This window comes from Methanothrix harundinacea 6Ac (assembly GCF_000235565.1).
Taxonomy (GTDB): Archaea; Halobacteriota; Methanosarcinia; order Methanotrichales; family Methanotrichaceae; genus Methanocrinis; species Methanocrinis harundinaceus.
In genome coordinates, this window is the sequence record NC_017527.1 from 2,341,235 (window position 1) to 2,364,111 (window position 22,877).

The following is a 22,877-nucleotide window of genomic DNA, read 5'->3' on the forward strand; positions in this document are numbered from 1 at the left end:
TTAAGATATACTCCGGGCGGCGAACCCCACCCGCCCGGCCGCTCCTGTCGGGCGACGCGAATCACCGGGCGGCCTCCTCGACGATGGCGATCTCCTCCTCCGAGAGGCCGTAAAGCTCGTAGACGAGGGCGTCGATCTGCCTATCCGTCGTCTCGATCTGCCGCGAGAGGAGGGTCTTCTCGTGGCCATGTCTATCGATTCCGAAAGCCGCCTGTAAAAAGCGAGGATATGATCGGCGCGGACCACCATCGAAGGGTGGCGGGAGAGACCGTTTGGGATATATTGAGTAGTTAAAATATAGTTTAAAATATATTCCTGGCGGCGGGTATATCGTCCCGCCGGAGCTGCCCCCCGGCCGATGGAACGATCAGCGCTACGGATCTGAAAAGATCATATCGGCCTTCGGCAGTCTCCGATGCGATCCCACGCCTCTCGGAATTCGTCCCTGTCATATGATATGCGCTGAAGCCAGTAGGAAATCCTGCCGTCTTTTTCTCCTCGATGAGCCATATCCTTGACTTCTGAGGGCAACAGAACAAACGCATTCGGCTCTTTGACCACGTTGTTAACTATGACCCAGAAGTCGCCCATGACATTATCCAGCTTGGATCCGATGGGTACAGGGTCCTTTTTGCTCAGGGTCTTAACTTGCACACCTACGAAACTTGTAGCATCGGCGTCGTAAGCGATTATATCGATGCCGCGCGCATTTCGGGAAGTGGGCATCACATTCCAGCCCATAAGGGAGAGACGATAGCAGGTGTAGTACAAACCTACATTTCCGATTATCTGGGGTTTTAGCACTATTTTGTCGCCCCCTCGACGATGGCGATCTCCTCCTCCGAGAGGCCGTAAAGCTCGTAGACGAGGGCGTCGATCTGCCTATCCGTCGCCTCGATCTGCCGCGAAAGGAGGGTCTTCTCGTGGCCGGTCTTCGCCTCAGCAAGCCGCTTGTTCAGGTCGAGCATATTCTCGACGAGCTTCACCATCTTATCGTGGCGGGCGACATCCTCGGGGTCGGAGAAGTCGATGGTGCGGATGGGAAGCCGTTCAACATATATAATCTTGAGTCGATAAAACCCCCCTTGCACCTTATCACATATGCTCTTCAATATCGTCCGAATAAGACTTGAATTGAGTATGCCTAACAAATATTTATCATCGCTAATTATCAATTGGTTATTATCATTTCCATAATATCCATTGTCATCAAAGGCAAATGCACCAACCTGTGCACTTATCCCCGGCCATAAAATTTTACCTTTCTCAAACTCCGCATAATAGGCGGTGATATCTTGAATCTCATACCATTTATATTTACCCGGCTTTCTCCCATTCCATTTATCTCCTTTCCAATTCAATGGTTTGGGCATTAGTCGATCTTTAAATTGAGTTAGATGTCGCTTGATCGCGGGGTAGTTTTCAATCTCCACCCCGCGCCGTGTGAAGATCAAATATCTATCACTTCTTGGCGTTTGATATCTTTTTATATCTTTGCCAACAAGAAACGGTTTAATAAGCTCTACACTATTTGGGTCCTCATAGATTAGATTCTCCCGTGTCTGAGCATCGATTACAAAGGCTTCATTATACCCCGTTAGGATTCCACGGTATATTTTACCCGAAACGTACTCTGCCAGGGGAATTTTGGACCTTCGGAGTTTTTCGATTAGCCTTTGCGATCTTTCATCGACAAGAGACCAGCCCGAGTCATCTAGATCAGATTGTCTGACTAAATAGAGATGTTCTTCGACATAATCACTCAAATTTGTGAAGCTTAGAGTATTTATCTGAACGACGATAAACAGATCATGTTGCGACTCATTGGATATACGAATTATGCAAGGATACGTGGTAGCCTTCTGGAAGACTCGCAGGTCGCCAAAATCCACTATCTCCTCGATGTTTTTTCCCTTCAGCCACGCTCGTAAAGGTTGACCATAATTTGCTCTCATCCATTTACTGGCTACGATATAGGAGAAGACACCCCCATGACGCAGTAACGAGACCCCTTTCTCTATAAAGTAGGCGTAAAGATCTGCAACTCCATGATAAACCTGGTATCGCTTCTGGAAGTATGTTTTGAACTCACCCAGTTCCTCTTGTCGTACATAGGGAGGATTCCCGATCACCGCGTCGAACCCGCCCCGGCCCATGATCTCGGGGAACTCGGCCTCCCAGTCGAAGGCGTTCACCCTGTACATCTCCTCCTCGTCGAAGAGGGAGGTCTGGCCGTCGTAGAAGTCGGGGCCGATGAGGGAGTTTCCGCACTTGATGTTCTCGCCGAGGTCGGGGAGGGCCCGCTCCTTGAAGAGGGTCAGCTGCTGGGAGAGGGTCTCCTGGTTTTCGCCCTCCAGGACCTTCAGCTGGAGGGAGAGCTTCGTCACCTCCACCGCCGCAAGGTCGATGTCGACGCCGCAGATGTTATTGAGGAGGATCCGCTTCCTCTCGGCGGTCGCAAGCCTCCACTCGCCGCCCGCGGCCTGGAAGATGGGGAAGGACCCGGCCCGCTGGCCGTTGGTGGCGCTGGCACTGGCGCTGGGGCTCGCGGCGGCGCTGTTCTTCCTCGGCCGCCCCCGCCCCCGCCTCTTCGCCGCCCCGGCGGCGTTCCCGACGGCCCCAGCCCCGGCCCCGGCCCCGGCGTTGGCGTTGGCCCCGGCGGGCCCTCCGGGCGGGAGGAGGGCCAGGACCTCCCTGGAGCTCTCGGCCTTCCCGGCCAAAAGGTGCGGGACAAGGTGGCGGGTGTACCATTCGAGGTGCCAGTCCAGGAGCCGCTGGTATGCGCCGATGAGAAACGAGCCGGAGCCGCAGGCGGGGTCGAGGATGCGAAGCTCCGAAACGGTGGTGGGGGTCTGCCCCGCGAGGAGCTTTCCGACGGTGTTTTCGACGATGTAGTCGACGATGTACGTCGGGGTGTAGTAGACGCCCCCCGCCTTCCGGACCTCGGGCTTGTACTCCACCTCGACCCCGCCATCCTCCCCGAGGCGGATCACCTTTCCGAGGAACTGCTCGTAGACGTGGCCGAGGATCTCGGCGGGGATCACCGAGAACCGGTAGGGGCTCCTTGGAGGATATAGGTTCTCGATCATCTCAGCCAGGGCCGAATCGTCGATCTTGAGGGCGAGGGCCAGCCGGTCCGGCTCGCCGATCCGGCCGGGGTCGTCGCCGAAGTGGAAGAGGCCGGAGTTGTACCTCTCGTCCGCCTCCTTGAAGAGCTCGACGAGCCTCGCATATACCGCCATCTCCCCCTTCAGGAGCCCCTTCAGCTGGCCGAACCGCTCGATCCCCCGGTCCTCGCAGATCCGGAGGAAGACTATCCGGTCGATGGTGTTCTGGACCGAGGAGTTCAGCTCTCTGATGGTGAGGTCGGGGTTGTTCCTGTGGACGTTCTTGGCCAGGATCTCCCGCCAGGAGTCGATCTCCCGGAGGAAGGCCTCGTCGACGGCGATCGTTCCCCTCGCCTTCTTCTTCGACTCGATGTACCTCTCAAGAGACCCGCCCAGGACCGCCTCCTGGGAGAAGAGGGTGGCGATCTCGTCCCAGTGATCGACGTACTTGTCGTAGGTGAAGTGGCAGAGGAGCCCGACCCTCGGCGAGTCGGTGTTTGCAGGCTCGATCCTGCAGTCGTAGATCGAAAACTCCTCGAAGTCGGTGAGAAGGCTTATCGGAAGCCCCGCCGACCAGGCGTAGCTCCGGAGCTGGAACGACGCTCTGACGTCATTCTCCAGGTTGACGGAGGGCTTCTTCGCCTCGACGAAGAACTTCCGGGCTCCGCCGATTCGAAAGGCGTAGTCGGGGGCCTTCGTCGAACCCCTCACCTTCACCGAGTCCTCGTGGACCACATCCCGGTAAAGCTCGGAGCTGCCGGCGGTGTTCGCCACGTCCCAGCCGAGGGCCTTGAAGAAGGGGTCGATGAAGTCGCGCCGGAGCTTCGTCTCGTTGTACCGACCTGACCGATACTCGTCCAGGTTCCGCTCAAACCGCTCCACCAGCTCGACGATCTCCCTCGGCGCCGCCAACTTCTCTCAAGCCTCCTTGAATCTTCAATGGTGAAATGGTACTTACCCTTTGCCTTTCGGGTTGGGCCGCCCCAGCGCCGCAAGATAGATATGATGATAAGAATAAAAATCTAATGAATTAAAACCCTCTCGGGGCGACCTTCGATCCCGACCCATCGGCGACCCCTCATCTGATCGACCCCAGCGGCTGCCGGCGGCCGCCCCGCCAACGCGCCGCCGGAGATATAATCCGATTAGAATAAAAGTGTGGCCAAAAATTATAGGGGAGGTCCCCTCACCGCCAGATCGTCTGCTCCCTTCCCGGCCCCACCGATACGATGGTGATCTTCACCCCGAGAAGCTCCTCGATCCTCTCGACGTAATCCCGGACGGCTTTCGGCAGCGCCCCGTAGGACTTCGCCCCGGTGATATCCTCGGTCCAGCCCTTCGCCTCCTCGTATATCGGCCGACAGCGGGCGAACTCGACGGTGCTCTCCGGCGGGTAGTTTAAGGTTTTACCGTCGAGCTCGTAGCTGGTGCAGATCTTGATGGGGTCCAGGCCCCCCAGGACGTCCAGCTTGGTGATGGCAAGCTCGGTGTAGCCGTTGAGGTACATCGACTTCTTGGCGAGGACGGCGTCAAACCACCCGCACCTCCTCGGCCGGCCGGTGGTGGTGCCAAACTCTTTGCCGATCTTGCTGAGGTGAGCGCCGACCTCGTCCTTCAGCTCCGTGGGCATCGGCCCCTCCCCCACCCGGGTCATATACGCCTTGACGATCCCCACCACGTTGTCCACCCGGGCGGGCCCTACGCCCAAGTTGGCACAGGCGCTCCCGGCGGTGGTAAACGACGAGGTGACGAACTTCTGGGTCCCGTGGATGACGTCGAGGAAGGCGCCTTGCGCCCCCTCCGCCAGGACCTTTTTGCCGGCGTCCAGGGCTACGTTTATCTCGTAGGAGACGTCGGCGACGTTCTCTTTGAGAGATCGGCCGATCTCGAGGTACTCGCCGAGGAGGACGGGGTCTCTGACGACTGCAGGATCGCCGCCCATCTCTGCGATCGCCTTCTCCCTGGCGGGTCCGATCTCGGCGAGCTTCGCCTCCAGGAGGGCGGGGTCGGTCAGGTCCTTCATCTGGACCTCGTCGCGGCTGAACTTATCGATGTAGGCGTAGCCGATCCCCCTCTTCGTCGTCCCGATCTTCTCCTTTCTGCCGCTCTCCCGCAGCTCGTCGAGGGCGATGTGGTAGGGCATGATGATGGAGGTCTTGGCGTCGATCCCGAGGTTGGGGCGTATGCCTTCGGCCCGGAGCGCCTCGATCTCGGACCAGAGAACTTTGGGGTTCAGGACCACGCCGGGGCCGATGAGGAGCCTCGCCCCGAAGAGGACGCCGCTGGGGGTGAGGTGGAGCTTGTAGGTCCGATCCCCCACGATGACGGTGTGGCCGGCGTTGTCCCCGCCCTGGAACCGGACGACGATGTCGTACTTCTCAGCCAGGAGATCGACGACCTTCCCCTTCCCCTCGTCCCCGAACTGAGAGCCGGTGAGTATGGTGAACATGATCTCGACCAGTCGCCCTAGGGTAAATAACCTTACCCTGAAGACCGCTCCCCCTTCCGATCGCCCTTTCGATCGCCGTCTCGATGGAGCCTAACCCGAGCCGCCGGCGAGGCGGAGGACGGCTCGGGCGATCAGCTCGCCGACGTCGATCCCCCAGGCCTGGTGGAGACCCCACCCCGAGGGGGTCCCGTTCACCTCCAGGACCCGAAGGCCGGAGGAGGTCTCGATCAGGTCGACGCCGCAGTAGACCGCCCCGACGGCGGAGGCAGCCCGGACCGCCAGATCCTCGATCTCCGGAGTGAGGGGGCACCTCTCGGGGGCGCCTCCCCTTGCGAGGTTGCTGATCCAGGACCCCGGCGGCGCCACCCGGAAGATCGCTCCGGCGACGCGGCCGCCGACGACGAAGGCCCTGATGTCCCTCGGCCTTTGCGCCGTCGATTCGAGGAACTCCTGGAGGTAGACGGCCCCCCTCTCCTCCAAAAGCTCCCGGAGGGGGGAGGGGTCCCCGGGGGCGAGGAGGCGGAGCCCCCGCCCTTTGAAGCCGAAGAGGGGCTTGTACACCGCCCCGCCGTGGGCCGAGACGAACTCCGCCGCCGACGAGAGGCTCGTCGTCACCAGGGTCTCGGGATGGGGTATCCCCGCCCGCTGGAGGGCGACGGAGGTGGCGAACTTGTTCGCCGCCCTCGCGATCGCCGCCGGAGGGTTGACGACCCGGACCCCCGACTCCTCCAGGGCGGATAGGGCCTCAAACCGGAAGGCGACATCCGAGGAGCCCCGCCTCCCCAGGTCCCTGACGATGAGGGCGGATAGGCCCAAAAGGTCCCTCCCCTCCCCCAGGAGCCGGAGGTCGGAGCCGACGAGAGCCGCCAGCTCCGAGAAGTCGAGATACTCGGCCTTTGCCCCTTGCCTCGATAGCCCCGAACCGATCGCCTCCGCCGTCCAGTCCCCCCGATCGGTGACCACAACTCCAACGCGCATGAGGGGTTGGAGTCGGCCGGGATATATCGGGCTATCGGCCGACCGTCGGCAGCCCCAGCTTCGTCCAACTCCGGATCCCGCCGGCGAGGTTGAAGACCTCCCCGAAGCCGAGGCGGGCCATCGCCTCCGCCGCCGCCCTCGACCTCACCCCCACCAGGCAGTATACCAGATAGGCCTTCCTCCTATCGAGGGCCGACACCTCCGCGAGGAAGGCGGGGGAGTGGAGGTCGAGGTTCACCGACCCCTCGATCCTGATCCTCTCGTGCTCCTGGGGGGTCCGGACGTCCAGGATCAGAAGCTCGGGATCGCCCCCTCCGTCCTGGATGAGGCGGATAGCCTCCCGGGGGTCCAGGTCTCGCACCATCCCTTCGGACATATATATCGAGGGGAGATGGGTTATCGGAGATAAAAAGCGAGGGGCTCGCAGCTAGGGGCGCAAGCCCCCAAGAAAAAATGAGCTGATATGAAGAGCCCGAGGTTCACTCGGCCTCTTCCTCAGCCTCTTCTTCGAGTTCGCCCGTAGCGACCTCGGTCTCCTCTACCTCTTCCTCAGCCTCTTCCTCAGCGGCGAGGACGAAGTAGTACTCCTCGGAGCCCTCCAGGGTCACCATGCATCCGGTCTCGTCCTCGACGTAGGCGCCGAAGACCTCGACGACGGAGCCCTCGGTGACGTTCTCGTCAACGAATCCCCAGGGACCGGGGGTCGCCTGGAAGACGGTGACGTTGACGACCTGGCTGCAAAGGACGAACTCGTCCTCGGCGGCGGTCACATTGACGGCCCAGACGGTGGGTGCGCCGGGCATATCGGCCTCGGTGAGGGTCTCGGCGACGCCGGTGAAGGCCACCGTCACTACCTCAGCGACCTCATCGACGACCTCGTCGACGGCCACATCCTCAGTCATCTCCTCAGCTAGACCAGCTCCTGCAGATAGCAGGAACGCTACTAATACCATAAAGAGGCTTTTATACATTGCAGTATTCCTCCCTGAGGAGGAGGACTGAATTACCAGTATAAACATTTATTCCATGTTTTATTCAGCCGGGTTTTAAAATATCGGAGTTGGATCAGGCCGTAACGGCTCTTGGGGCCGAATGTAACAACTATTATGAAGTTAGAGGGCAGATAGGCGATACGACATGGCTCAGAGGTGCGAAGATCTGGGGGAGCGGCGGCTCGTCAGGAGGATCGCGGAGATCCTGGGGATCTCGGAGAGGGACGACTGCGCCATGGTGGAGGATGGCGAAGATTACCTCGTCTGGACGACGGACATGCTCCATCGGAGGGCCGACTTTCCTGACATCGCGACGGGTTGGCAGATCGGCTGGATGGCCGCCGCCGTCAACCTCAGCGACGTCGCGGCGATGGGCGCCGCCCCCACGGGCCTCCTCTCCGCCGCGGGGATCCCGCCGGAGACGGAGTTGGAGTACGTCGAGGAGATCTTCGCCGGGATGAAAGACTGCGCCCGGCGGTTCGGGACCCGGGTCCTCGGCGGAGACCTGGACAGCTCCGACGAGCTGACCCTGGTGGGGACCGCCCTCGGCCGGGTCGAGCGGAACCGGGTCCTCCGAAGGCGGGGCGCCCGCCCCGGCGACCTCCTCTGCACCACCGGAACCCTGGGGGCGGCGGGGGCGGGGCTCCGGGTCGCCCTGGAGGCCGAGGGAAAGGGGATCGGATCCGACCCGGGGCTCATCGCCCTGACGAGGAGGCTTTTGGAGCCGTTCCCGAGGCTGGAGGAGGGGAGGGCCCTCGCCCTATCGGGGGCTGCCACCTCCATGATGGACAACAGCGACGGCCTCGTCCTCTCCCTCTACGAGCTCGCCGAGGCGAGCGGCGTCGGCTTCCTCCTCCAGGAGGAGAAGATCCCCATCGACCCCCTGGTGGCCCTCGTCGCCGAGGATCGAGACGACGCCCTCGACCTCGCCCTCACCGCCGGGGGGGACTTCGAGCTGATCTTCACCCTCCGCCCGGAGATGATCGGTGAGGCGGCCCGGGCCTGCCGCCTCGCCGTCATCGGGGAGGTCACCGCAGAGGGGGTCCGCCTCCAGTCGGCTGGGGGGACGGAAGATCTGAAGCCCCGGGGGTACGAGCACTTGAGAAGCCCCGAAGGCTGAAGAACGGCTCCGGACCCGGGGCGCGAGGACGTAACGGGCGTTGGAAGGCGATTCCACCGCCGGGCCGGAGAGATCACCGCCCCCGGCCGCCCTCTCCGCAGAAGTAGGGGCTCCGGAGGAGGACGGCCCTCTTTATCCTCCTCTTCGTCTCCTCGAGGTCCGCCCCCGCCAGGTCCACCAGGTTGTCGTTTCGGAGGAGGCAGGGCTTCAGCCTCCCGTCGGAGGTGACCCGGAGCCTGCTGCAGTGGGCGCAGAACTCGGTGTTGTCCATCGGCCGGACCACCTCCACCTCCGCCCCCGAGAGGAAGTACTTCCGCCGCCGGTGGAGATCTCTCGTCACCACGCCATCCGCCCTCGCCTCCAGGGCCGCCTCGATCCCGGCGATGTCGCCGGCGGCCCCCCGCCCCGGCAGGTTCAAGAGCTCGATCAGCTGGAGGATGACCCCGCGGTCCCGGGCGAAATCTACCATCTCCCAGACCTCCCCCTCGTTCTCCCTCAGGACGACGACGTTCACCTTGACGGGGAGGAGCCCCGCCCCGAGGGCGGCGTCGATCCCCTCCAGGACCCGCCGGTGGTCCGCCGCCGTACCGCCGGTGATCCCCGCGTAGACGGCGGGGCGGAGGGAGTCGAGGCTGACGTTCACCCTGGCAAGCCCCGCCTCCGCAAGAGACCTCGCCCTCGCGGCGAGGAGAACGCCGTTGGTGGTGAGGGAGACCTCGACCCCCTCCGGGGTCCTCTCCAGGATCGACTCGAGGTCGCCCCGGAGGAGGGGCTCGCCCCCCGTCAGCTTCACCCTCCGGATCCCGAGGTCTGCCCCGGCGGAGATCACCTTCACGATCTCGTCGGCCGAGATCTCTCGCCCCCGGCCGCCCACCAACTCCCCCTCGTGGTGGCAGTAGAGGCAGGCGAGGTTGCACCGGGGGGTGACGGCTATCCTCAGCCCCGTCACCCTCCTGCCGAAGGGGTCTGCGAGGGTCATCAGAGGGGCATGGAGGGGTATGGTATTTAGATTTCGGATCGGAAGGCTTATGGCCACGTAAACCTTTGTGAGCAGAGATGGTTTACGATCCCTGGACGACGGGGCTTCTCCTGGCGGGATACCTCCTGGCGATGACGGCCGTCGGCGCCGCGGCGGCGAGGCGGTCTAAGACCGTGGAGGGGTTCTTCCTCGCCGAGAGGGGGCTTGGGCCCGCCATCCTCACCGCCACCCTCACCGCCACCATCCTCGGCGCCTCCTCGACCCTGGGGATGGCGGGGCTCGGCTTCCGCGAGGGGCTGACGGGGGCCTGGTGGCTCCTATCGGGGACGGCAGGGCTCCTCATCCTATCCTTCTTTTTGGCGGAGAGGGTGAGGGCGACGGGCTGCTTCACCCTCCCGGAGCTCTTGGGGGCGACCTACGACCGACGGGTCCGGCTGGCCGCCTCCGCCCTCATCCTCGTCTCCTGGGTGGGGGTGATCGCGGCCCAGATCGTCGCATCCGGAAAGCTCCTGGGCATCCTCTTCGGCCCCCGGCAGGAGGCCTTCATGGTCGCCGCCGCCCTCGTCTTCGTCGGCTACACCGCCCTGGGAGGGCAGCGGTCGATCGTCAAGACCGACGCCCTCCAGCTTCTCGTCCTCCTTCTGGGGCTTGCCCTGGTATCCTGGAGGGCTCTGCAGCTCGCCGGCCCCGACCTCCTGGCGGGGGAGTCCTTCCCGACCTCGGAGGCGAGGGGGTGGCCGGAGGTGGCGGGCCTCGTCCTCGTCGTCGGCTCCGCCTACCTGGCGGGGCCCGACATCTACTCCCGCCTCCTCTCCGCCTCCGATCCGGGGACGGCGAGGAGGGCGGCCCTCGCCGCCGCCGTCATCCTCGTCCCCATCGCCTTCGTCATCACCGCCCTCGGTATCGCCGCAAGAGCCCTCTACCCCGCCATCCTTCCGGAGGAGGCCCTCCCCGTCCTGATGGCGGAGACCCTCTCCCCCCTGGGGGCGGGGATCGTCGCCGCCGCCCTCCTCTCCGCCCTCATCTCCTCGGCGGACACCACCCTCCTGACGGCGACCTCGATCCTCGCCCTCGACCTCTTCGGTGCAGCGAAGCCCGACGCCTCCGCCGGGGAGATCCTCTGGGTCTCCAGGGCGGGCTGCCTTCTGATCGGTGGGGTGGCCCTCCTCTCCGCCCTCCGCCTCCCGGAGATCATATCCAACCTCCTCGCCGCCTATACCGTCTTCGCCGGGGGGCTGATCGTCCCCCTGGTGGCGGGGTTTGAGAGGGAAAGGCTCAGGCTGACGCCATCGGGAGCCCTCGCCGGTCTCCTCGGCGGGGGGACGGTCGCCCTCCTCTTCGGCGGGAGGTGGCCCCTCCTGGGGATGGCGACGAGCGCCGTCCTCTTATTTGCCGTCAGCTGGCTCCTCCCTCAGTCCAAGAGGCTCATCAGGGGGTAGTCGGCCTGGGGATCGTACTCCAGCCTCGCCCTCACCCTCGCCCCGTGGCGGTCTATCTCCACCTCGGCCCGGAGCATCTTTCCGGCGAGCTCCCCGTAGCCGAAGACGTTCCTTCCGAGCATCTGGCGGTCGATCTCCACCGAGACGGACCTGACGAAGGGCTGGAGGGATATCGACTCCTCCATCGCCACCTCCAGGCTCTCCGCCGTCTCGGCGGAGACGGGCGACCCCACGAACTGGTGGTACAGCGCCCCCAGCTTTATCCCCGCCTCGAAGGCGGCCGCTTCCCTCTCCGTCGGCATATCTCCATCACCACCGGTGATCCGAGATATCCGGCCAGGGCTAAAAATACGATCCCGGCAGAGAGGCGGACCGCCCCGAGGGCCCAGGCGGCGGCGGCGGCCGCCCCCAACCCCAGGACGGGGGGAAAGAGCCTCGGGTCCCTGAACTTGGGGTAGGGGACGGAGCTGATCATCAGAAGGGAGGTGGCGAAGAGGATGAGGGCGGTGGGGAGGGGGCCGGCGAGGAGGACCGCCGCCGCCACCATCCCTCCGGCCCCGGGGATCGGCATCCCCTCGAAGGCGAGAAGCCTCGGCGATAGGTTGAACCTCGCCAGGCGGAGGATGCCGCAGGCGAGGTAAAAGGCGCCCAGCGCCCCCCAGCCGGGGGCGGAGGCCGCCCCGAAGGCGGACCAGGCGAGGAAGGCGGGGGCGGCCCCGAAGGAGACGAGGTCGGCCAGGGAGTCGATCTGGGTCCCCAGGGGGCCGTCGCCGACTTTTCGGGCGAGGAGGCCGTCGAGGCCGTCGGCGGCGACGGCCAGGAAGATGAGGGCCGCCGAGAGCTCGAGCCTTCCGGCCGCCGCCATCAGGAGGGAGGAGAAGCCCAGGGAGGCGTTGAGGATCGATACCAGGTCCGGCAGGCGGAGGAGGCGGATGATGCCGGTCATCTCTCCCTCACGGCGACGACCGTCTCCCCGGCCCGGACCCTCTCCCCCTCGGCTACCAGGAGGCGGTAGCCGGAGGGGATCGATAGCTCCACCCGGGACCCGAACCTGATCATCCCCACCCGCTCCCCCCGCTCTACCAGGTCCCCGGGGCGGACGTAGCAGACGATCCTCCGGACGAGGACGCCGGTGATCTGGGTCAGCCTCACCTCCCCGGCGGGGGTGTCGATGACTATCAGGTTCCTCTCGTTCTCCGAGGACGACCGGAGGAAGGCCGGCCGGTGGGGGCCGTCGGAGTGCTCGACCCTCTCCACCCTCCCCGCCAGGGGGGACCGGTTGACATGGACGTTATGATGGTTCATGAATATGGCTAGCCTTCCGGGAGAGGCCTCCATCACCCGGCCGTCGGCGGGGGAGACGACCCCCTCCCCCCGGGGGGTCCGCTCCGGGTCCCGGTGGAAGAGGGCGATCGCCATCGAAAGGACGAGGGCCGCCCCGGATAGAGGCCAGCTCCCGAGGACCGCCAGCAGGGCCGAGGCGAGGAGGGGGGCCCCCACCCAGGTGCCGGAGCCTCTGGCGAGCCTCAGGCCGGCTCACCCCCGCCCCGCCTGATCTCGACGGCCAGGTCCTCGATCATCTCGAGGAGCTCCGGGAGGAGGAGGAAGACGACGTAGGCGATGGCGAAGAGGGCGACGGCCGATCCCGCCTTGGCGATGACGTTGTGGGCATAATAGAAGCTATCGGCCCCAAACCAACCCCATCCGTAGGCTACGACCACGAAGACGTTCCGGAAGAGGTTGAGGAGATATATCACCGGGACGGAGGCGACGAGGGCCGCCGCCCTCCTCCTCAGGGGGGCCTGGACCGAGAGGACGACCCCGGCGAAGAGGGCCATGCTCTCGATGGCGGTGCAGGCGAGGACGATCTCCACCGACCGGTCGGCAAGGACTATGACGCTGCCGCCGCCGGAGGCCGCCGGGATGCCGAGGGCTCCCAAAAGGAGGAGGGTCAGGTCCGCCGTCTCCGATATCAGCCATTCCTTCAGGGGCTGAACCTCGGCGAAGGGGAAGTAGGCGAACCCCCCTATCGCCACCGCCGAGGCAGCCCAGGCGGAGGAGGCGGAGGCCGATCCCCTGGCGAGGACGATCCAGCCGAGGTAGAGGCAGAAGAGGGCTACCGCCAGGGTGAGGAGGACGTTGAAGGGGTCTTTGATCTCCAGGTAGTGGGCGGGCTGCTTCAGCCAGTGGACGCCGAAGAGGACCCAGCCGAGCCCCGCCAGGAGCCGGCGGCCCGAGAGGGCCGAGGCGGCGAGGAGGGCAAGCCCCATCCAGAGGACGTTCCCGATCAGCCAGCCGATGATCATCGGGGATAGAAAATCCACAGGTTTATTTAGCATTATCTACCAACCGGGAAATCTGATACGCCCCGGCCTTTTGATCTGCCGTCGGCGCGGAGTGGGAGTGGTTAGACTTATGGACGGATATGGATGGGGGCCGATCCTGGCGGTCGGCCTTTTGCTGGCCCTGGCAGCGGCGGCTTCGGCCGGATCCGGGGTCCCTCAGGACCTCGATCCGCCGATCAGCGAAGCCCTGGGCCTCCTCCTCGGAGACGAGCTGCTGAATGGGACGGAGAAGATTCCGGTGATAGTGGTCTTCGAGGAGGGCTCGGATAAGGTGGTGCCCGACCTCGAGGTGAAGCACTCCTACCGGACGATAAACGGGGTCTCCGGAAGGGCGAACGCCTCGGTCCTCCAGAGGCTGGCGGAAGATCCCCAGGTTCTGGGGGTCTATCCCGATGGGACGGTGGCGGCGGCCCAGCCGGAGAACGCGACCCGGGATCTGAGGAACTTCTGCGCCACCGGCAGGGTGAACGCCAAGCCCCTCTGGGACCGCGGGATCAACGGGACCGGGGTGGTGGTGGCGGTCCTCGACTCGGGGATCGACAAGAACCACCCGGACCTGGCGGGGAAGGTGGTGGGAGAGGTGAACTTCGTCGACTCCGAGAGGACGACCGACGACCTCCTCGGCCACGGGACGACGGTGGCGGGGATCATCGCGGGGTCGGGGACCGCCTCCGGCGGCGAGTACGTAGGGGTGGCCCCGGGGGCGAGCCTCCTGAACGTTCGGGTGATCGACAGCAAGGGATCCGGCCAGATCTCCGACATCATCGCCGGGATCGACTGGGCCATAGATAACGACGCCGACATCCTCACCATGAGCCTCGGCGGCCTCAACCTCGGCGAGAGCAACCCGCCGATATCCATGGCCGCCGACAACGCCATGGACGCCGGGACCGTCGTCTGCGTCGCCGCCGGGAACCTCGACGAGAGGCTCCTCCTCCTGATGCTCGTCGCCTCCTCGGTCTCCCTCGGGGGGGTCGAGTCCCCGGGGGATGGCGTCAAGGTGATCACCGTGGGGGCGACGGACTGCGACGACCGGATAGCCGCCTTCAGCGGCTCCGGCCCCCTCCGGGACGGGAGGTACAAGCCGAGCCTGGTAGCCCCGGGGGTGAGCGTCGTATCGACGGTCCCCCTGAAACTGGATATCGAGGGGAAGATCGACAACTATTACGCCCGGGCCTCGGGGACGAGCCTCTCAACCCCCGTGGTGGCGGGGGTCGCCGCCCTCCTCCTCCAGGCTGACCCCTCCCTCACCCCCGCCGGGGTGAAGGCTGCCCTGACCAGGGGCGCAAAGAAGCTCTCGAACAGCCAGGACGAGGAGTACGAGGCCTACTACCAGGGGGCGGGGCTCGTGGACGCCGAGAGGTCCTTCGAGCTTTTGGGGGTCGACCGGCTCTGCAACGCCCTCCCTGACCGCTGGTCGGGGGGGAGGTGGGTCTACGGCGACTTCTGGGTCGTCGGGGACGACACCGTCTACGGGAGCCTCGACACCGGAGCCGACAGGTTCCAGAAGAAGCTCTACGCCCTCGCCCCCGGAGACGTCGACTGGAGCTCCAAGTTCCTCTTCTTCACCGACAGACCCCTCGCCAACGTCACCACCACCGCCTCGGGGGAGGTGGCGAGATGGACGATGGTCCAGCCCCTTCCGAGGACGATCCCCGCCAACGGCCAGCGGATCTTCGGGATCGGGATGAGCGTCCCGGAGGGGGCGGCTCCGGGGCTCTACGAAGGGAGGATAGAGATATCCGAGAACGGGACCGGGATCCTCTCCATCCCCATATCCGTGGAGGTGGCGGCGCCGGTGGAGATCGTCCGGGGCCGAGGATCGGCGGCGGGCTCCCTCGTCCGGGGCGAGTGGGATTACTACTACGTCGAGGTCCCCACCAGCACCGACGAGCTGAAGTGCTCCCTCCGGTGGGAGGGGGAGGCGGACCTGGACCTCTTCCTCCTCTCCCCCACCAGCGAGTACGTCCCTGCGGAGGGGGGGGACGGCGTGGAGTCGGTCCTGGTGGAGACCCCCCCCACCGGCCGGTGGCTCCTCGCAGCCCACCCGAGGAACATAACGGGAGAGATCGACTACGTCCTGGAGGTGGAGAGGACCCTCCTCACCAGCTCGCCGAGGAGGTGGTCGGCGGGCTCCGCCATCCCAGGGGAGACGAAGGAGGCGACCTTCAGCCTCCGGAACGGGGGCCCCCCCCTCGCCAACGTCACCTACGTCGGGATGATGGAGAAGGTGGAGAAGGTCGCCTGGAACGACTCGATCGGGGACAAGGTGATATGGACCGTCCCCATCGAGGTCCCGGCCAACGTCACCCGGCTGGGGGTGAGGCTCACCTGGGACGACCCCGATAGCGACCTCGCCCTCCTCCTCTTCAACCAGCGAGGCAGGCCCGTCGACGTCTCCTACGGCGGAGAGGTGGTGGAGGTGACGGGGGCGAGCCACCCCGCCCCCGGGATCTGGAGGGCGATAGTCTACGGCTATCACGTCACCACCAAGGCGAGGCAGACCTTCGACCTGGAGGCGACCTTCTACCTCCAGGACACCTGGTCCTGGGTCTCGGCCGAGGGCCCCGACCGCCTCGACTCCGGGACGGAGGGGAGCTTCAACGCCACCATCGCCGTCCCCCCCGACGCCCCCAGCGCCGGCCTGGAGGGGTACATCCAGATCCGGTCCGACGAGGACCGGTTCACCATCCCCGTCAGCATCACCGTGGCGGGGGCGGCGCTGACGGGGTCGAGCAGGACTGAGCTCTTCGACGAGGACGGCGACGGCCTCTACGAGAGGCTCTGCGTCGAGGTGGGGGTGGACGTCACCTCCCCCGGCGTGTACAGGGTAGAGGGGAGCCTCCTGGACGGGAACGGCTCTTCCATCGGCTGGTTCGGGAGCACCGAGGAGCTGGAGGCCTCCGGGTCGATCGAGATCTGCGTCAGCGGGACCGATATCTGGAGCCGGGGGAGGTGCGGACCCCTCAGCCTCGAGAACCTCTTCCTCTACAACGGGGAGGGCGAGATCATCGATCGGTACCAGGGGAACATCACCATCTTCCAGTGCCCCCAGGACTTCCAGCCCCTATCGGCGAGGTTTACGGGGATCTTCGTTGACGAGACGAAGGAGGCAGCTCCGGAGGCGATCGTCATCGGGGTGGAGGTCGCCGTCCAGACCTCGGGGAGCTACGAGATTGCGGGGAGGCTCGTAGACGACGAGGGGTTTGAGATCGACAGGACAGAGGTGCTGGTGAACCTGGAGGCGGGGGTGTCGACCGTCCCCCTCGCCTTCAACCCCATCAGGTTCATCGTGAAGAACGCCCCCTCGAGGCTCCACCTCAAGGACCTCACCCTCCGCCAGGATGGCGAGGAGATCGGCCTTGTGGAGAAGGCCTTCTCGACGGAGGCGCACCGGCCCGAGGCCTTCGCCACGGCGAAGGAGACCTACGTCATCTCCTCCCCGGCGGCGGCCTGAGGGGTCGGGACCGTCCGGACCCAGCCTCGAACTCCTCCCTCATGGGAGGAGGGCCGGGCTGGGGGAGGGACTTTTTCTGGAAGTTTATTACATCATGGATAATCCTTATAAAAGAGGAGGCTCTGAATATAGGGATTAGACGCCGCCCCGAAGAGGATCAGAAGGAAAAGGTGGCGGAGGGATGGAGAGGGATGAGGCATGGAGAGGAAGGCGGGAGGGACGATTATTTGGATAACGTGAAGTTGAGGCTGAAGGCGGACCCCCTTTACACCAATTTTAAGCATGACGTCACCCCCGAGGGGCTGGCCCTCGCCTTCAGATGGGTCCCCGAGGCGACGGGGCTGAGCGAGGTGGAGAGGGAGATGTTGATGCTGAAGGCCCGGGAGGACCTGGAGGCGATCTGGCCGGAGGCGAGGGACGAGAGGGAGGCGATGGCCCTCTTCCAGGAGAGGACCAGGACGATCCAGGACCCCGAGAAGCTGAAGGTCTACCTCTGCGAGTTCCTCCGGGGGCTTGCGATCCTCGCCTCCGCCTGGGTGGAGGGGCGGGAGAGGGCAGGGATGAACGCCAGCGCCCAGAGGATGTACGGCTGAGGCGCGGCGTCTCGATCGGCAGACGCCCACAGGCCGGATTTGGAGGCGATACCCACCCATCATCCCCGACTCACCTCGAGCGCCGCCTTCCTCATCTCCGGGATCGTATGGGGCCCCGACGGGAGCTCGCCATCCCTAACCCGAATTAGAGGCGTACGCCAGGGTCCGAGGGGGCCCTCCCGCCCCTCCGCCCCGCCCGGACGGCGGTCCAATCCCCCCTCCTTCGAGGACATTTTTTAGGACGAACCCAGGGCTAATCCCCGCCTTTTCAAAGGCGGGATACAGCCCGTACCTATCGATAGGTATTTATACAAATGGTCACCATATGTATGAATCAGGATGACCAAACAAGGGCATTGGATAAGCGCAAGAGGATGCGTCTATAACGTGTATTACCACTTCGTATGGTCAACAAAGTATCGAAGGAAGGTTCTTATTGGTTCAATCGCCGAAGACCTTCATGGGTTGCATGAATTGATAGCAACGCAGAAGGGTATTACATTGATCAATCAGGAAATCATGCCTGATCACGTTCATATCTTTGTAACTGCCCATCCTATATTTGCTCCTGCTAACATTGCCAAAATATTCAAGGGTATTACCGCGAAGAAGCTCTTTGAAAAGCACCCAGAATTGAGAAATCAGCTTTGGAATGGACATCTCTGGAATCCGTCTTATTATGTTGGCACCTGTGGAGATACTACCAAAGATGTAATAGAACGCTATGTTGAAATGCAAAAGGTGAAGTGATTTGCTGAAAGTGCTTCGCTATAGGATCTATCCTACAAAATCTCAGAGAACCAAGATGGCTGACACCTTGGAGCTTTGCAGATGGACCTATAACGAAGTACTAGCCGTCAGGAAGAACGCTTACGAGCAAGAAGGCAAATCTCTCTCCTATTACGATACCAAGAAGCTTTTGCCAGGATGGAAAGAAGAAAAGCCCAAAATGAAGGAAGTCCATTCTCAAGTTCTACAGGAAGTAGTTAAGAGAGTTGACCTGGCATATCAAGCATTCTTCAGAAGAGTCAAGAACGGAGAAGAACCAGGATATCCAAGGTTCAAGGGTTATGGTAGGTACGATAGCTTCACTTACACCCAATCAGGATTCTCCTTGAAACCTGGCAAGCTTTGGCTTTCTAAGATCGGAGACATCAAAATTAAGCTGCATAGAGACATTGTCGGAGAGATCCAGAGGCTTAACATCAGGAGAATGCCCACTGGAAAATGGTTTGCATCTCTCTTGGTTAAAGTTGAACCAGATGAACCTATTCCAAAGACCGGATTATCGATGGGTGTTGACGTTGGTCTGAAGAGTTTCATCACCCTATCAAGTGGCGAACATGTAGATAACCCAAGGTTCTTCGTTCATGAAGAGAATGCTCTGGCAAGAGCCCAGAGAAAGCTATCCAAGGCCGGAAAAGGAACACCAGAAAGGGCTAGGGCCTTGAAAGTGGTTCATAGGGTTCATGAAAGAATCACCAACAAGAGGGATGATTTTGTTCAAAAGTTATCCTTGTCCTTGGTCAAATCCTATGACTTGATAGCCTTTGAAGACTTGAATATCAAGGGCATGGTCAAGAATCATTGTCTTGCAAAGCATATAGCGGATGCTGCTTGGAACCAACTGATAACTGCCACGTCTTACAAGGCAGAATGGGCCGGTAAACGTGTTGAACTGGTGAATCCTTCAAAGACATCCCAAATATGCTCTGGCTGTGGCCAGGTGGTTCAAAAAGTTCTATCCGAGAGAGTCCACAGATGTCCTTTCTGTGGTCTGACTCTGGATAGAGATCATAATGCAGCCATAAACATTCTCAGACTGGGGCTACAGTCTGTGGCGAAAGCCTAGATGCCCGCCAATTTATTGGCGGGAGTGGTCACGCAAAGAACAAATATCATAATTATCCTATCTTCTGAATATCATGGATGGGAGAGCGCGACCCTCGAAGATCAAGCATCCACCCCAGATAAAGAGGCTGAGCCTCCAGCTCCAGTCTCTCATCAAGGGGAGGATGTGGCTGAAGGTCCTCCTGGGGATGGTCCTGGGGACGGCCCTCGGCATCTCCATCGGCCCCGCGGCGGGAGTCGTAGACCCGGGGGTCTCCAAGGCCCTCAGCGAGTGGCTATCCCTCCCGGGATACATATTCCTCGGCCTGTTGCAGATGATCGTCGTCCCCCTCGTCTTCTCCTCCATCATCCTGGGCATCGCCGCAAATCAGGAGATGGAGATGGTAAAAAGGCTGGGGGTCCTCGCAGGCCTCTACTTCGTGGCGACGACCGCCGTAGCCATCGCCATCGGGATAGGGATCGCCCTCCTGATCAATCCGGGGCAGTACATCCAGGGGGAGGAGGTGATCCTCCTGGCGGCCGCCCCTCAAGGGTCCCAGGAGGTCGCGGATCTGCCCGAGATCGCCGAGATCCCGGGGATCATCGGCGGCCTCTTCCCCACCAACCCCCTCGACGCCATGGCCAGCGGCCAGATGCTCCAGGTTGTCCTCTTCTCCGTCATCGTCGGGATCGCGGTCCTCACCCTCTCCCCCCGGAGCTCCGCCCCCTTCATGGACATCCTCGGGTCCCTCCAGGAGATCTGCATGACCGTCGTCAGGTGGAGCATGCTCCTCGCCCCCCTGGCGGTCTTCGGCCTGATGGCGAAGTTCACCGCCCAGCTGGGGCTGGAGACCCTTCTGGGGATGGGGGTCTACGTGGCGGCCGTCCTCCTCGGCCTCTTCATCCTCCTCATCCTATACCTGGCGATAATTCTGGCCTACCTCCGGAGGGACCCCCTCCGGTTCCTCGCCGACTCCAGAGACGCCATCCTCATCGCCTTCTCCACCTCCAGCTCCGCCGCCACCATGCCCGTCTCCATCAAGGTCGCCGAGGAGAAGCTCGGGATCAGGCCGGCGGTCGGCCAGTTCATCATACCCCTGGGGGCGACGATCAACATGAACGGGACCGCCCTCTATCAGGGGGTGGCGACGGTATTCCTCGCCCAGGTCTTCGGGGTGGAGCTGACGATGGCCCAGCTCCTCCTGGTGATGATCATCGCCGTGGGGGCTTCGATCGGGACCCCCTCCACCCCCGGCGTTGGGATCGTCATCCTCGCGACGATCCTCGCGAGCGTCGGGGTTCCGGCGGAGGGGGTGGCCCTCATCATCGGCGTAGACCGGATCCTGGACATGAGCAGGACCTCGGTGAACGTCGCCGGCGACCTCGTCGCCTCCGCCGTCATGGACAGGCTAGCCCGGGGGAGGCTGGACACCCTCCTGGATATCGGGGATGGGGATGAGGGAGGATGAGGCGGCGGGGAAGCTTTCCCCCCCCCCGCCGGCCGGACCCGAGGATCCCGGACCATATCAAAGACGAGTCGGGGGCGGCTGCCCGCCCTTTCAACGGAGGTAGTAGGCGTTCAGGACGTACTCCTGCATCATCCTCTGGGTATTGAAGAAGGAGCCGTTGATGGCGACGGAGTGGATCATCACGTCCGTCCACCCCTCTCTATCCTGGTAGAATAGGGGGATTATCACCCCCTCCAGCTTCTCGTAGAGGGAGGCGGCGTCCCTGGAATTGTCCCGCCCTTCCCCCTTCCCCCGGACGGGGTCGCCGATGGACCAGCCGGTGAGCCCCTCGATATGCCCCTCGACCCACCAACCGTCGAGGACGGAGAAGCTGGGGACGCCGTTCAAGGCCGCCTTCATCCCGCTCGTCCCCGAGGCCTCCATCGGCGGCTCGGGGGTATTGAGCCATAAATCGACGCCGGAGGTGATCATCCCCCCCAGGGTCATGCTGTAGTCTTCTAGGTAGGCGATCTTGATATCGTCCCGGAGGGCATCCTTTGCCTGGAAGATCCGCCTTATCAGCTCTTTGCCGCCCTGGTCCCGGGGGTGGGCCTTTCCGGCGTAGACGAGCTGGATCTCCCCCGCCCCCCGGGAGATCCTCGCCAGCCGCTCACCATCCCGGAAGATGAGGTCCCCCCTCTTGTACGGTGTCGCCCGCCGGGCGAAGCCGATGGTGAGGATCTCCTCCTCCATCTCGACGCCGGCCTCCTCCCGGACGTATCCCAATAGCCTCCTCTTCGCCTCCGTATGGGCGGACCAGACCTCCTCGCGAGGGATGGAGAGGGCGTAGCGGAGGCTGAAGTTGTCCCGACGCCACATGGGGACGTGGCGGTCGAAGAGCTCGGCGAAGGGGGGAGAGACCCACCTTCCGACGTGAACCCCGTTGGTGATGGCGTCGATGCAGTATCCAGCGAAGAGGAGCCTGGAGATCTCCCCGTGCTTTTTGGCGACGCCGTTGATGTACCGGCTCATGTTCAGCCCCAGGTAGGTCATGTTGAGGAGATTCCCCTCGTAGAGGACCCCTCCGAGGCCGAAGAAGTCGTCCCTATCTCCGATGACCTTTCGGGCGAGGCCGATGGGAAACTTGTCGTGGCCCGCGGGGACGGGGGTGTGGGTGGTGAAGACGCACCGGTCCTGGACGGCCCTCTTGTCCTCCTCGGTCACCTCTCGCCTCCCCGCCGCCCTCGCCGCCTCGTCGAGGATCTCCAGGGTCAGGAGGGCTGCGTGACCCTCGTTCATGTGGAAGCTCTTGACGTCGCCGTAGCCGAGCTCCCGGAGGATCCTGACGCCTCCGATCCCCAGGATCACCTCCTGGGAGAGGCGGTAGTGGTCGTCCCCCCCGTAGAGGTGATGGGTGAGGGTCCGATCCCAGTCGGAGTTCTCGGAAAGGTCGGAGTCGATGAAGTAGACGGGGACGGCGAAGCCGTCGATCCCCGTCACCTCCCTCTTCCAGGCCCTCAGGTGGACGGTCCTCCCCTCCACCTCTACGGCGGTCCTCGCCCCCATCTCTTCGAGGTGCTCCTCCACAGGCCAGGCCGCCGCCACCTCCCGCTGCCACCCGTCATCCCCGATCTCCTGGCGGAAGTGCCCCTTCCGGTAGAGGAGGGTGACTGCTGCCATCGGAACCCTGAAGTCTGCGGCGGAGCGGATGGTGTCCCCGGCCAGGACTCCCAGGCCGCCGCTGTAGGTGTGGATCCCCTCCTCGAGGCCTATCTCCATGGAGAAGTAGGCCACCGACGAATTATCTCCATTATCTCGTCCCATCTCCAACCACCTGATATCGCCGGCGAAGGACTCTCGACAGCCGCCCTTTCGGCCGTCATGCCGCTTTCTGATCAGATCAAAAGACGCCCCTCGTCTCGCCGTCCACCATTATTAATAAGATCAATTGAGATAAAAGGAGAACGGTTAAAGGGAGAGGAGGCCACCCCAGGCCGTTTGCCTACCCCTCAAGGACCGTCAGTCTTCGGATTTCTGACGATCCCCGGAGGAGCCTCCCCAGGATGTCGGCCCCGGTGATGACCCGCCTTCCCTCTCCCTCCGCCGTCGCCCCGGTGCTCCGGCGGAGGCGCATCGGGGA

Annotated in this window: 20 protein-coding genes; 7 read left to right on the top strand and 13 right to left on the bottom strand. The window is 63.2% G+C overall.

Features of this window, described 5'->3' with window-relative positions; all coding sequences use genetic code 11:
• Nucleotides 1–390 precede the first annotated feature (390 nt).
• The 6 genes from MHAR_RS11100 to MHAR_RS11125 form a co-directional block, all read right to left on the bottom strand.
• Complete coding sequence (locus tag MHAR_RS11100; protein ID WP_228369561.1) at nucleotides 391–771, bottom strand: hypothetical protein; 381 nt, start codon at nucleotides 769–771, stop codon at nucleotides 391–393.
• A 32-nt stretch (nucleotides 772–803) separates the two neighbouring features.
• Nucleotides 804–4,019 (bottom strand): Eco57I restriction-modification methylase domain-containing protein, encoded by a 3,216-nt coding sequence (locus MHAR_RS11105; protein ID WP_014587711.1) that lies wholly within the window; start codon nucleotides 4,017–4,019, stop codon nucleotides 804–806.
• Between the two features lie 274 nt (nucleotides 4,020–4,293).
• A complete protein-coding gene (locus MHAR_RS11110) occupies nucleotides 4,294–5,556 on the bottom strand; it encodes an adenylosuccinate synthase (protein ID WP_014587712.1) in 1,263 nt (420 codons plus the stop codon).
• Between the two features lie 90 nt (nucleotides 5,557–5,646).
• Nucleotides 5,647–6,534, bottom strand: coding sequence for an ATP-grasp domain-containing protein (locus MHAR_RS11115; RefSeq protein WP_048144649.1), 888 nt, complete (start codon nucleotides 6,532–6,534; stop codon nucleotides 5,647–5,649).
• A gap of 31 nt (nucleotides 6,535–6,565) precedes the next feature.
• On the bottom strand, nucleotides 6,566–6,910 hold the full coding sequence (locus MHAR_RS11120) for a rhodanese-like domain-containing protein (protein ID WP_014587714.1): 345 nt from the start codon (nucleotides 6,908–6,910) through the stop codon (nucleotides 6,566–6,568).
• 103 nt (nucleotides 6,911–7,013) lie between these two features.
• Nucleotides 7,014–7,436, bottom strand: a complete 423-nt coding sequence (locus MHAR_RS11125) for a hypothetical protein (protein WP_048144650.1) — start codon at nucleotides 7,434–7,436, stop codon at nucleotides 7,014–7,016.
• A 235-nt stretch (nucleotides 7,437–7,671) separates the two neighbouring features.
• Here MHAR_RS11125 and thiL point away from each other — a divergent pair, with 235 nt between their 5' ends.
• A complete protein-coding gene (thiL, locus tag MHAR_RS11130) occupies nucleotides 7,672–8,646 on the top strand; it encodes a thiamine-phosphate kinase (RefSeq protein ID WP_014587716.1) in 975 nt (324 codons plus the stop codon).
• A 73-nt stretch (nucleotides 8,647–8,719) separates the two neighbouring features.
• Here the strand turns inward: thiL and moaA are convergent, their stop codons facing one another.
• Complete coding sequence (gene moaA, locus MHAR_RS11135) at nucleotides 8,720–9,625, bottom strand: GTP 3',8-cyclase MoaA (protein WP_048144651.1); 906 nt, start codon at nucleotides 9,623–9,625, stop codon at nucleotides 8,720–8,722.
• Nucleotides 9,626–9,702: 77 nt separating this feature from the next.
• Here moaA and MHAR_RS11140 point away from each other — a divergent pair, with 77 nt between their 5' ends.
• A complete protein-coding gene (locus MHAR_RS11140; RefSeq protein ID WP_014587718.1) occupies nucleotides 9,703–11,064 on the top strand; it encodes a sodium:solute symporter family protein in 1,362 nt (453 codons plus the stop codon).
• Here the strand turns inward: MHAR_RS11140 and MHAR_RS11145 are convergent.
• Genes MHAR_RS11145 through artA form a run of 4 tightly spaced genes read right to left on the bottom strand, consistent with a single transcriptional unit; the run spans nucleotide 11,037 to nucleotide 13,370 of the window.
• Nucleotides 11,037–11,366, bottom strand: a complete 330-nt coding sequence (locus tag MHAR_RS11145) for a dihydroneopterin aldolase family protein (protein ID WP_014587719.1) — start codon at nucleotides 11,364–11,366, stop codon at nucleotides 11,037–11,039. The two genes, MHAR_RS11140 and MHAR_RS11145, sit on opposite strands and share 28 nt — an antisense overlap.
• Nucleotides 11,324–12,010 carry a CDP-diacylglycerol--serine O-phosphatidyltransferase gene (gene pssA / locus MHAR_RS11150; RefSeq protein ID WP_014587720.1) on the bottom strand — a complete coding sequence of 229 codons (687 nt, stop codon included), beginning with the start codon at nucleotides 12,008–12,010 and terminating at the stop codon, nucleotides 11,324–11,326. Before pssA ends, MHAR_RS11145 begins: the two co-directional genes overlap by 43 nt.
• Nucleotides 12,007–12,594 (bottom strand): phosphatidylserine decarboxylase, encoded by a 588-nt coding sequence (locus MHAR_RS11155; RefSeq protein WP_048144652.1) that lies wholly within the window; start codon nucleotides 12,592–12,594, stop codon nucleotides 12,007–12,009. The genes pssA and MHAR_RS11155 overlap by 4 nt, the downstream gene beginning before the upstream one ends.
• Nucleotides 12,591–13,370, bottom strand: coding sequence for an archaeosortase A (artA, locus tag MHAR_RS11160; protein ID WP_143763409.1), 780 nt, complete (start codon nucleotides 13,368–13,370; stop codon nucleotides 12,591–12,593). The genes MHAR_RS11155 and artA overlap by 4 nt, the downstream gene beginning before the upstream one ends.
• 109 nt (nucleotides 13,371–13,479) lie before the next feature.
• Between artA and MHAR_RS12630 the strand changes: the two genes are divergently transcribed.
• The 5 genes from MHAR_RS12630 to MHAR_RS11185 all read left to right on the top strand — a co-directional run bounded on the left by MHAR_RS12630 (nucleotide 13,480) and on the right by MHAR_RS11185 (nucleotide 20,758).
• A complete protein-coding gene (locus MHAR_RS12630; RefSeq protein WP_014587723.1) occupies nucleotides 13,480–16,866 on the top strand; it encodes a S8 family serine peptidase in 3,387 nt (1,128 codons plus the stop codon).
• Nucleotides 16,867–17,057: 191 nt separating this feature from the next.
• Nucleotides 17,058–17,459 carry a hypothetical protein gene (locus MHAR_RS11170; protein WP_048144653.1) on the top strand — a complete coding sequence of 134 codons (402 nt, stop codon included), beginning with the start codon at nucleotides 17,058–17,060 and terminating at the stop codon, nucleotides 17,457–17,459.
• Between the two features lie 339 nt (nucleotides 17,460–17,798).
• Nucleotides 17,799–18,209: an IS200/IS605 family transposase gene (gene tnpA, locus MHAR_RS13090; protein ID WP_081472340.1), complete on the top strand. Its 411-nt coding sequence runs from the start codon at nucleotides 17,799–17,801 to the stop codon at nucleotides 18,207–18,209.
• Between the two features lies 1 nt (nucleotide 18,210).
• Nucleotides 18,211–19,311: an RNA-guided endonuclease InsQ/TnpB family protein gene (locus MHAR_RS11180; RefSeq protein ID WP_014587726.1), complete on the top strand. Its 1,101-nt coding sequence runs from the start codon at nucleotides 18,211–18,213 to the stop codon at nucleotides 19,309–19,311.
• A 73-nt stretch (nucleotides 19,312–19,384) separates the two neighbouring features.
• The gene (locus tag MHAR_RS11185) at nucleotides 19,385–20,758 is read left to right on the top strand and encodes a dicarboxylate/amino acid:cation symporter (protein ID WP_014587727.1); all 1,374 of its coding nucleotides are present in this window, start codon (nucleotides 19,385–19,387) and stop codon (nucleotides 20,756–20,758) included.
• A 90-nt stretch (nucleotides 20,759–20,848) separates the two neighbouring features.
• Here MHAR_RS11185 and glgP read toward each other — a convergent pair whose 3' ends face one another.
• On the bottom strand, nucleotides 20,849–22,561 hold the full coding sequence (gene glgP / locus MHAR_RS11190) for an alpha-glucan family phosphorylase (RefSeq protein ID WP_048145079.1): 1,713 nt from the start codon (nucleotides 22,559–22,561) through the stop codon (nucleotides 20,849–20,851).
• A 178-nt stretch (nucleotides 22,562–22,739) separates the two neighbouring features.
• The gene (locus tag MHAR_RS14130) at nucleotides 22,740–22,871 is read right to left on the bottom strand and encodes a hypothetical protein (RefSeq protein ID WP_266335520.1); all 132 of its coding nucleotides are present in this window, start codon (nucleotides 22,869–22,871) and stop codon (nucleotides 22,740–22,742) included.
• Between the last annotated feature and the right edge of the window lie 6 nt (nucleotides 22,872–22,877).

Bases quoted from the DNA above. Each gene is read 5' to 3' on its own strand.
- MHAR_RS11110 (WP_014587712.1), bottom strand. From the start codon at position 5,556: ATGTTCACCATACTCACCGGCTCTCAGTTCGGGGACGAGGGGAAGGGG.
- MHAR_RS11115 (WP_048144649.1), bottom strand. From the start codon at position 6,534: ATGCGCGTTGGAGTTGTGGTCACCGATCGGGGGGACTGGACGGCGGAG.
- MHAR_RS11120 (WP_014587714.1), bottom strand. From the start codon at position 6,910: ATGTCCGAAGGGATGGTGCGAGACCTGGACCCCCGGGAGGCTATCCGC.
- MHAR_RS11125 (WP_048144650.1), bottom strand. From the start codon at position 7,436: ATGACTGAGGATGTGGCCGTCGACGAGGTCGTCGATGAGGTCGCTGAG.
- thiL (WP_014587716.1), top strand. From the start codon at position 7,672: ATGGCTCAGAGGTGCGAAGATCTGGGGGAGCGGCGGCTCGTCAGGAGG.
- moaA (WP_048144651.1), bottom strand. From the start codon at position 9,625: ATGACCCTCGCAGACCCCTTCGGCAGGAGGGTGACGGGGCTGAGGATA.
- MHAR_RS11140 (WP_014587718.1), top strand. From the start codon at position 9,703: ATGGTTTACGATCCCTGGACGACGGGGCTTCTCCTGGCGGGATACCTC.
- MHAR_RS11145 (WP_014587719.1), bottom strand. From the start codon at position 11,366: ATGCCGACGGAGAGGGAAGCGGCCGCCTTCGAGGCGGGGATAAAGCTG.
- pssA (WP_014587720.1), bottom strand. From the start codon at position 12,010: ATGACCGGCATCATCCGCCTCCTCCGCCTGCCGGACCTGGTATCGATC.
- artA (WP_143763409.1), bottom strand. From the start codon at position 13,370: ATGATCATCGGCTGGCTGATCGGGAACGTCCTCTGGATGGGGCTTGCC.
- MHAR_RS12630 (WP_014587723.1), top strand. From the start codon at position 13,480: ATGGACGGATATGGATGGGGGCCGATCCTGGCGGTCGGCCTTTTGCTG.
- MHAR_RS11170 (WP_048144653.1), top strand. From the start codon at position 17,058: ATGAGGCATGGAGAGGAAGGCGGGAGGGACGATTATTTGGATAACGTG.
- tnpA (WP_081472340.1), top strand. From the start codon at position 17,799: ATGACCAAACAAGGGCATTGGATAAGCGCAAGAGGATGCGTCTATAAC.
- MHAR_RS11185 (WP_014587727.1), top strand. From the start codon at position 19,385: ATGGATGGGAGAGCGCGACCCTCGAAGATCAAGCATCCACCCCAGATA.
- glgP (WP_048145079.1), bottom strand. From the start codon at position 22,561: ATGGGACGAGATAATGGAGATAATTCGTCGGTGGCCTACTTCTCCATG.
- MHAR_RS14130 (WP_266335520.1), bottom strand. From the start codon at position 22,871: ATGCGCCTCCGCCGGAGCACCGGGGCGACGGCGGAGGGAGAGGGAAGG.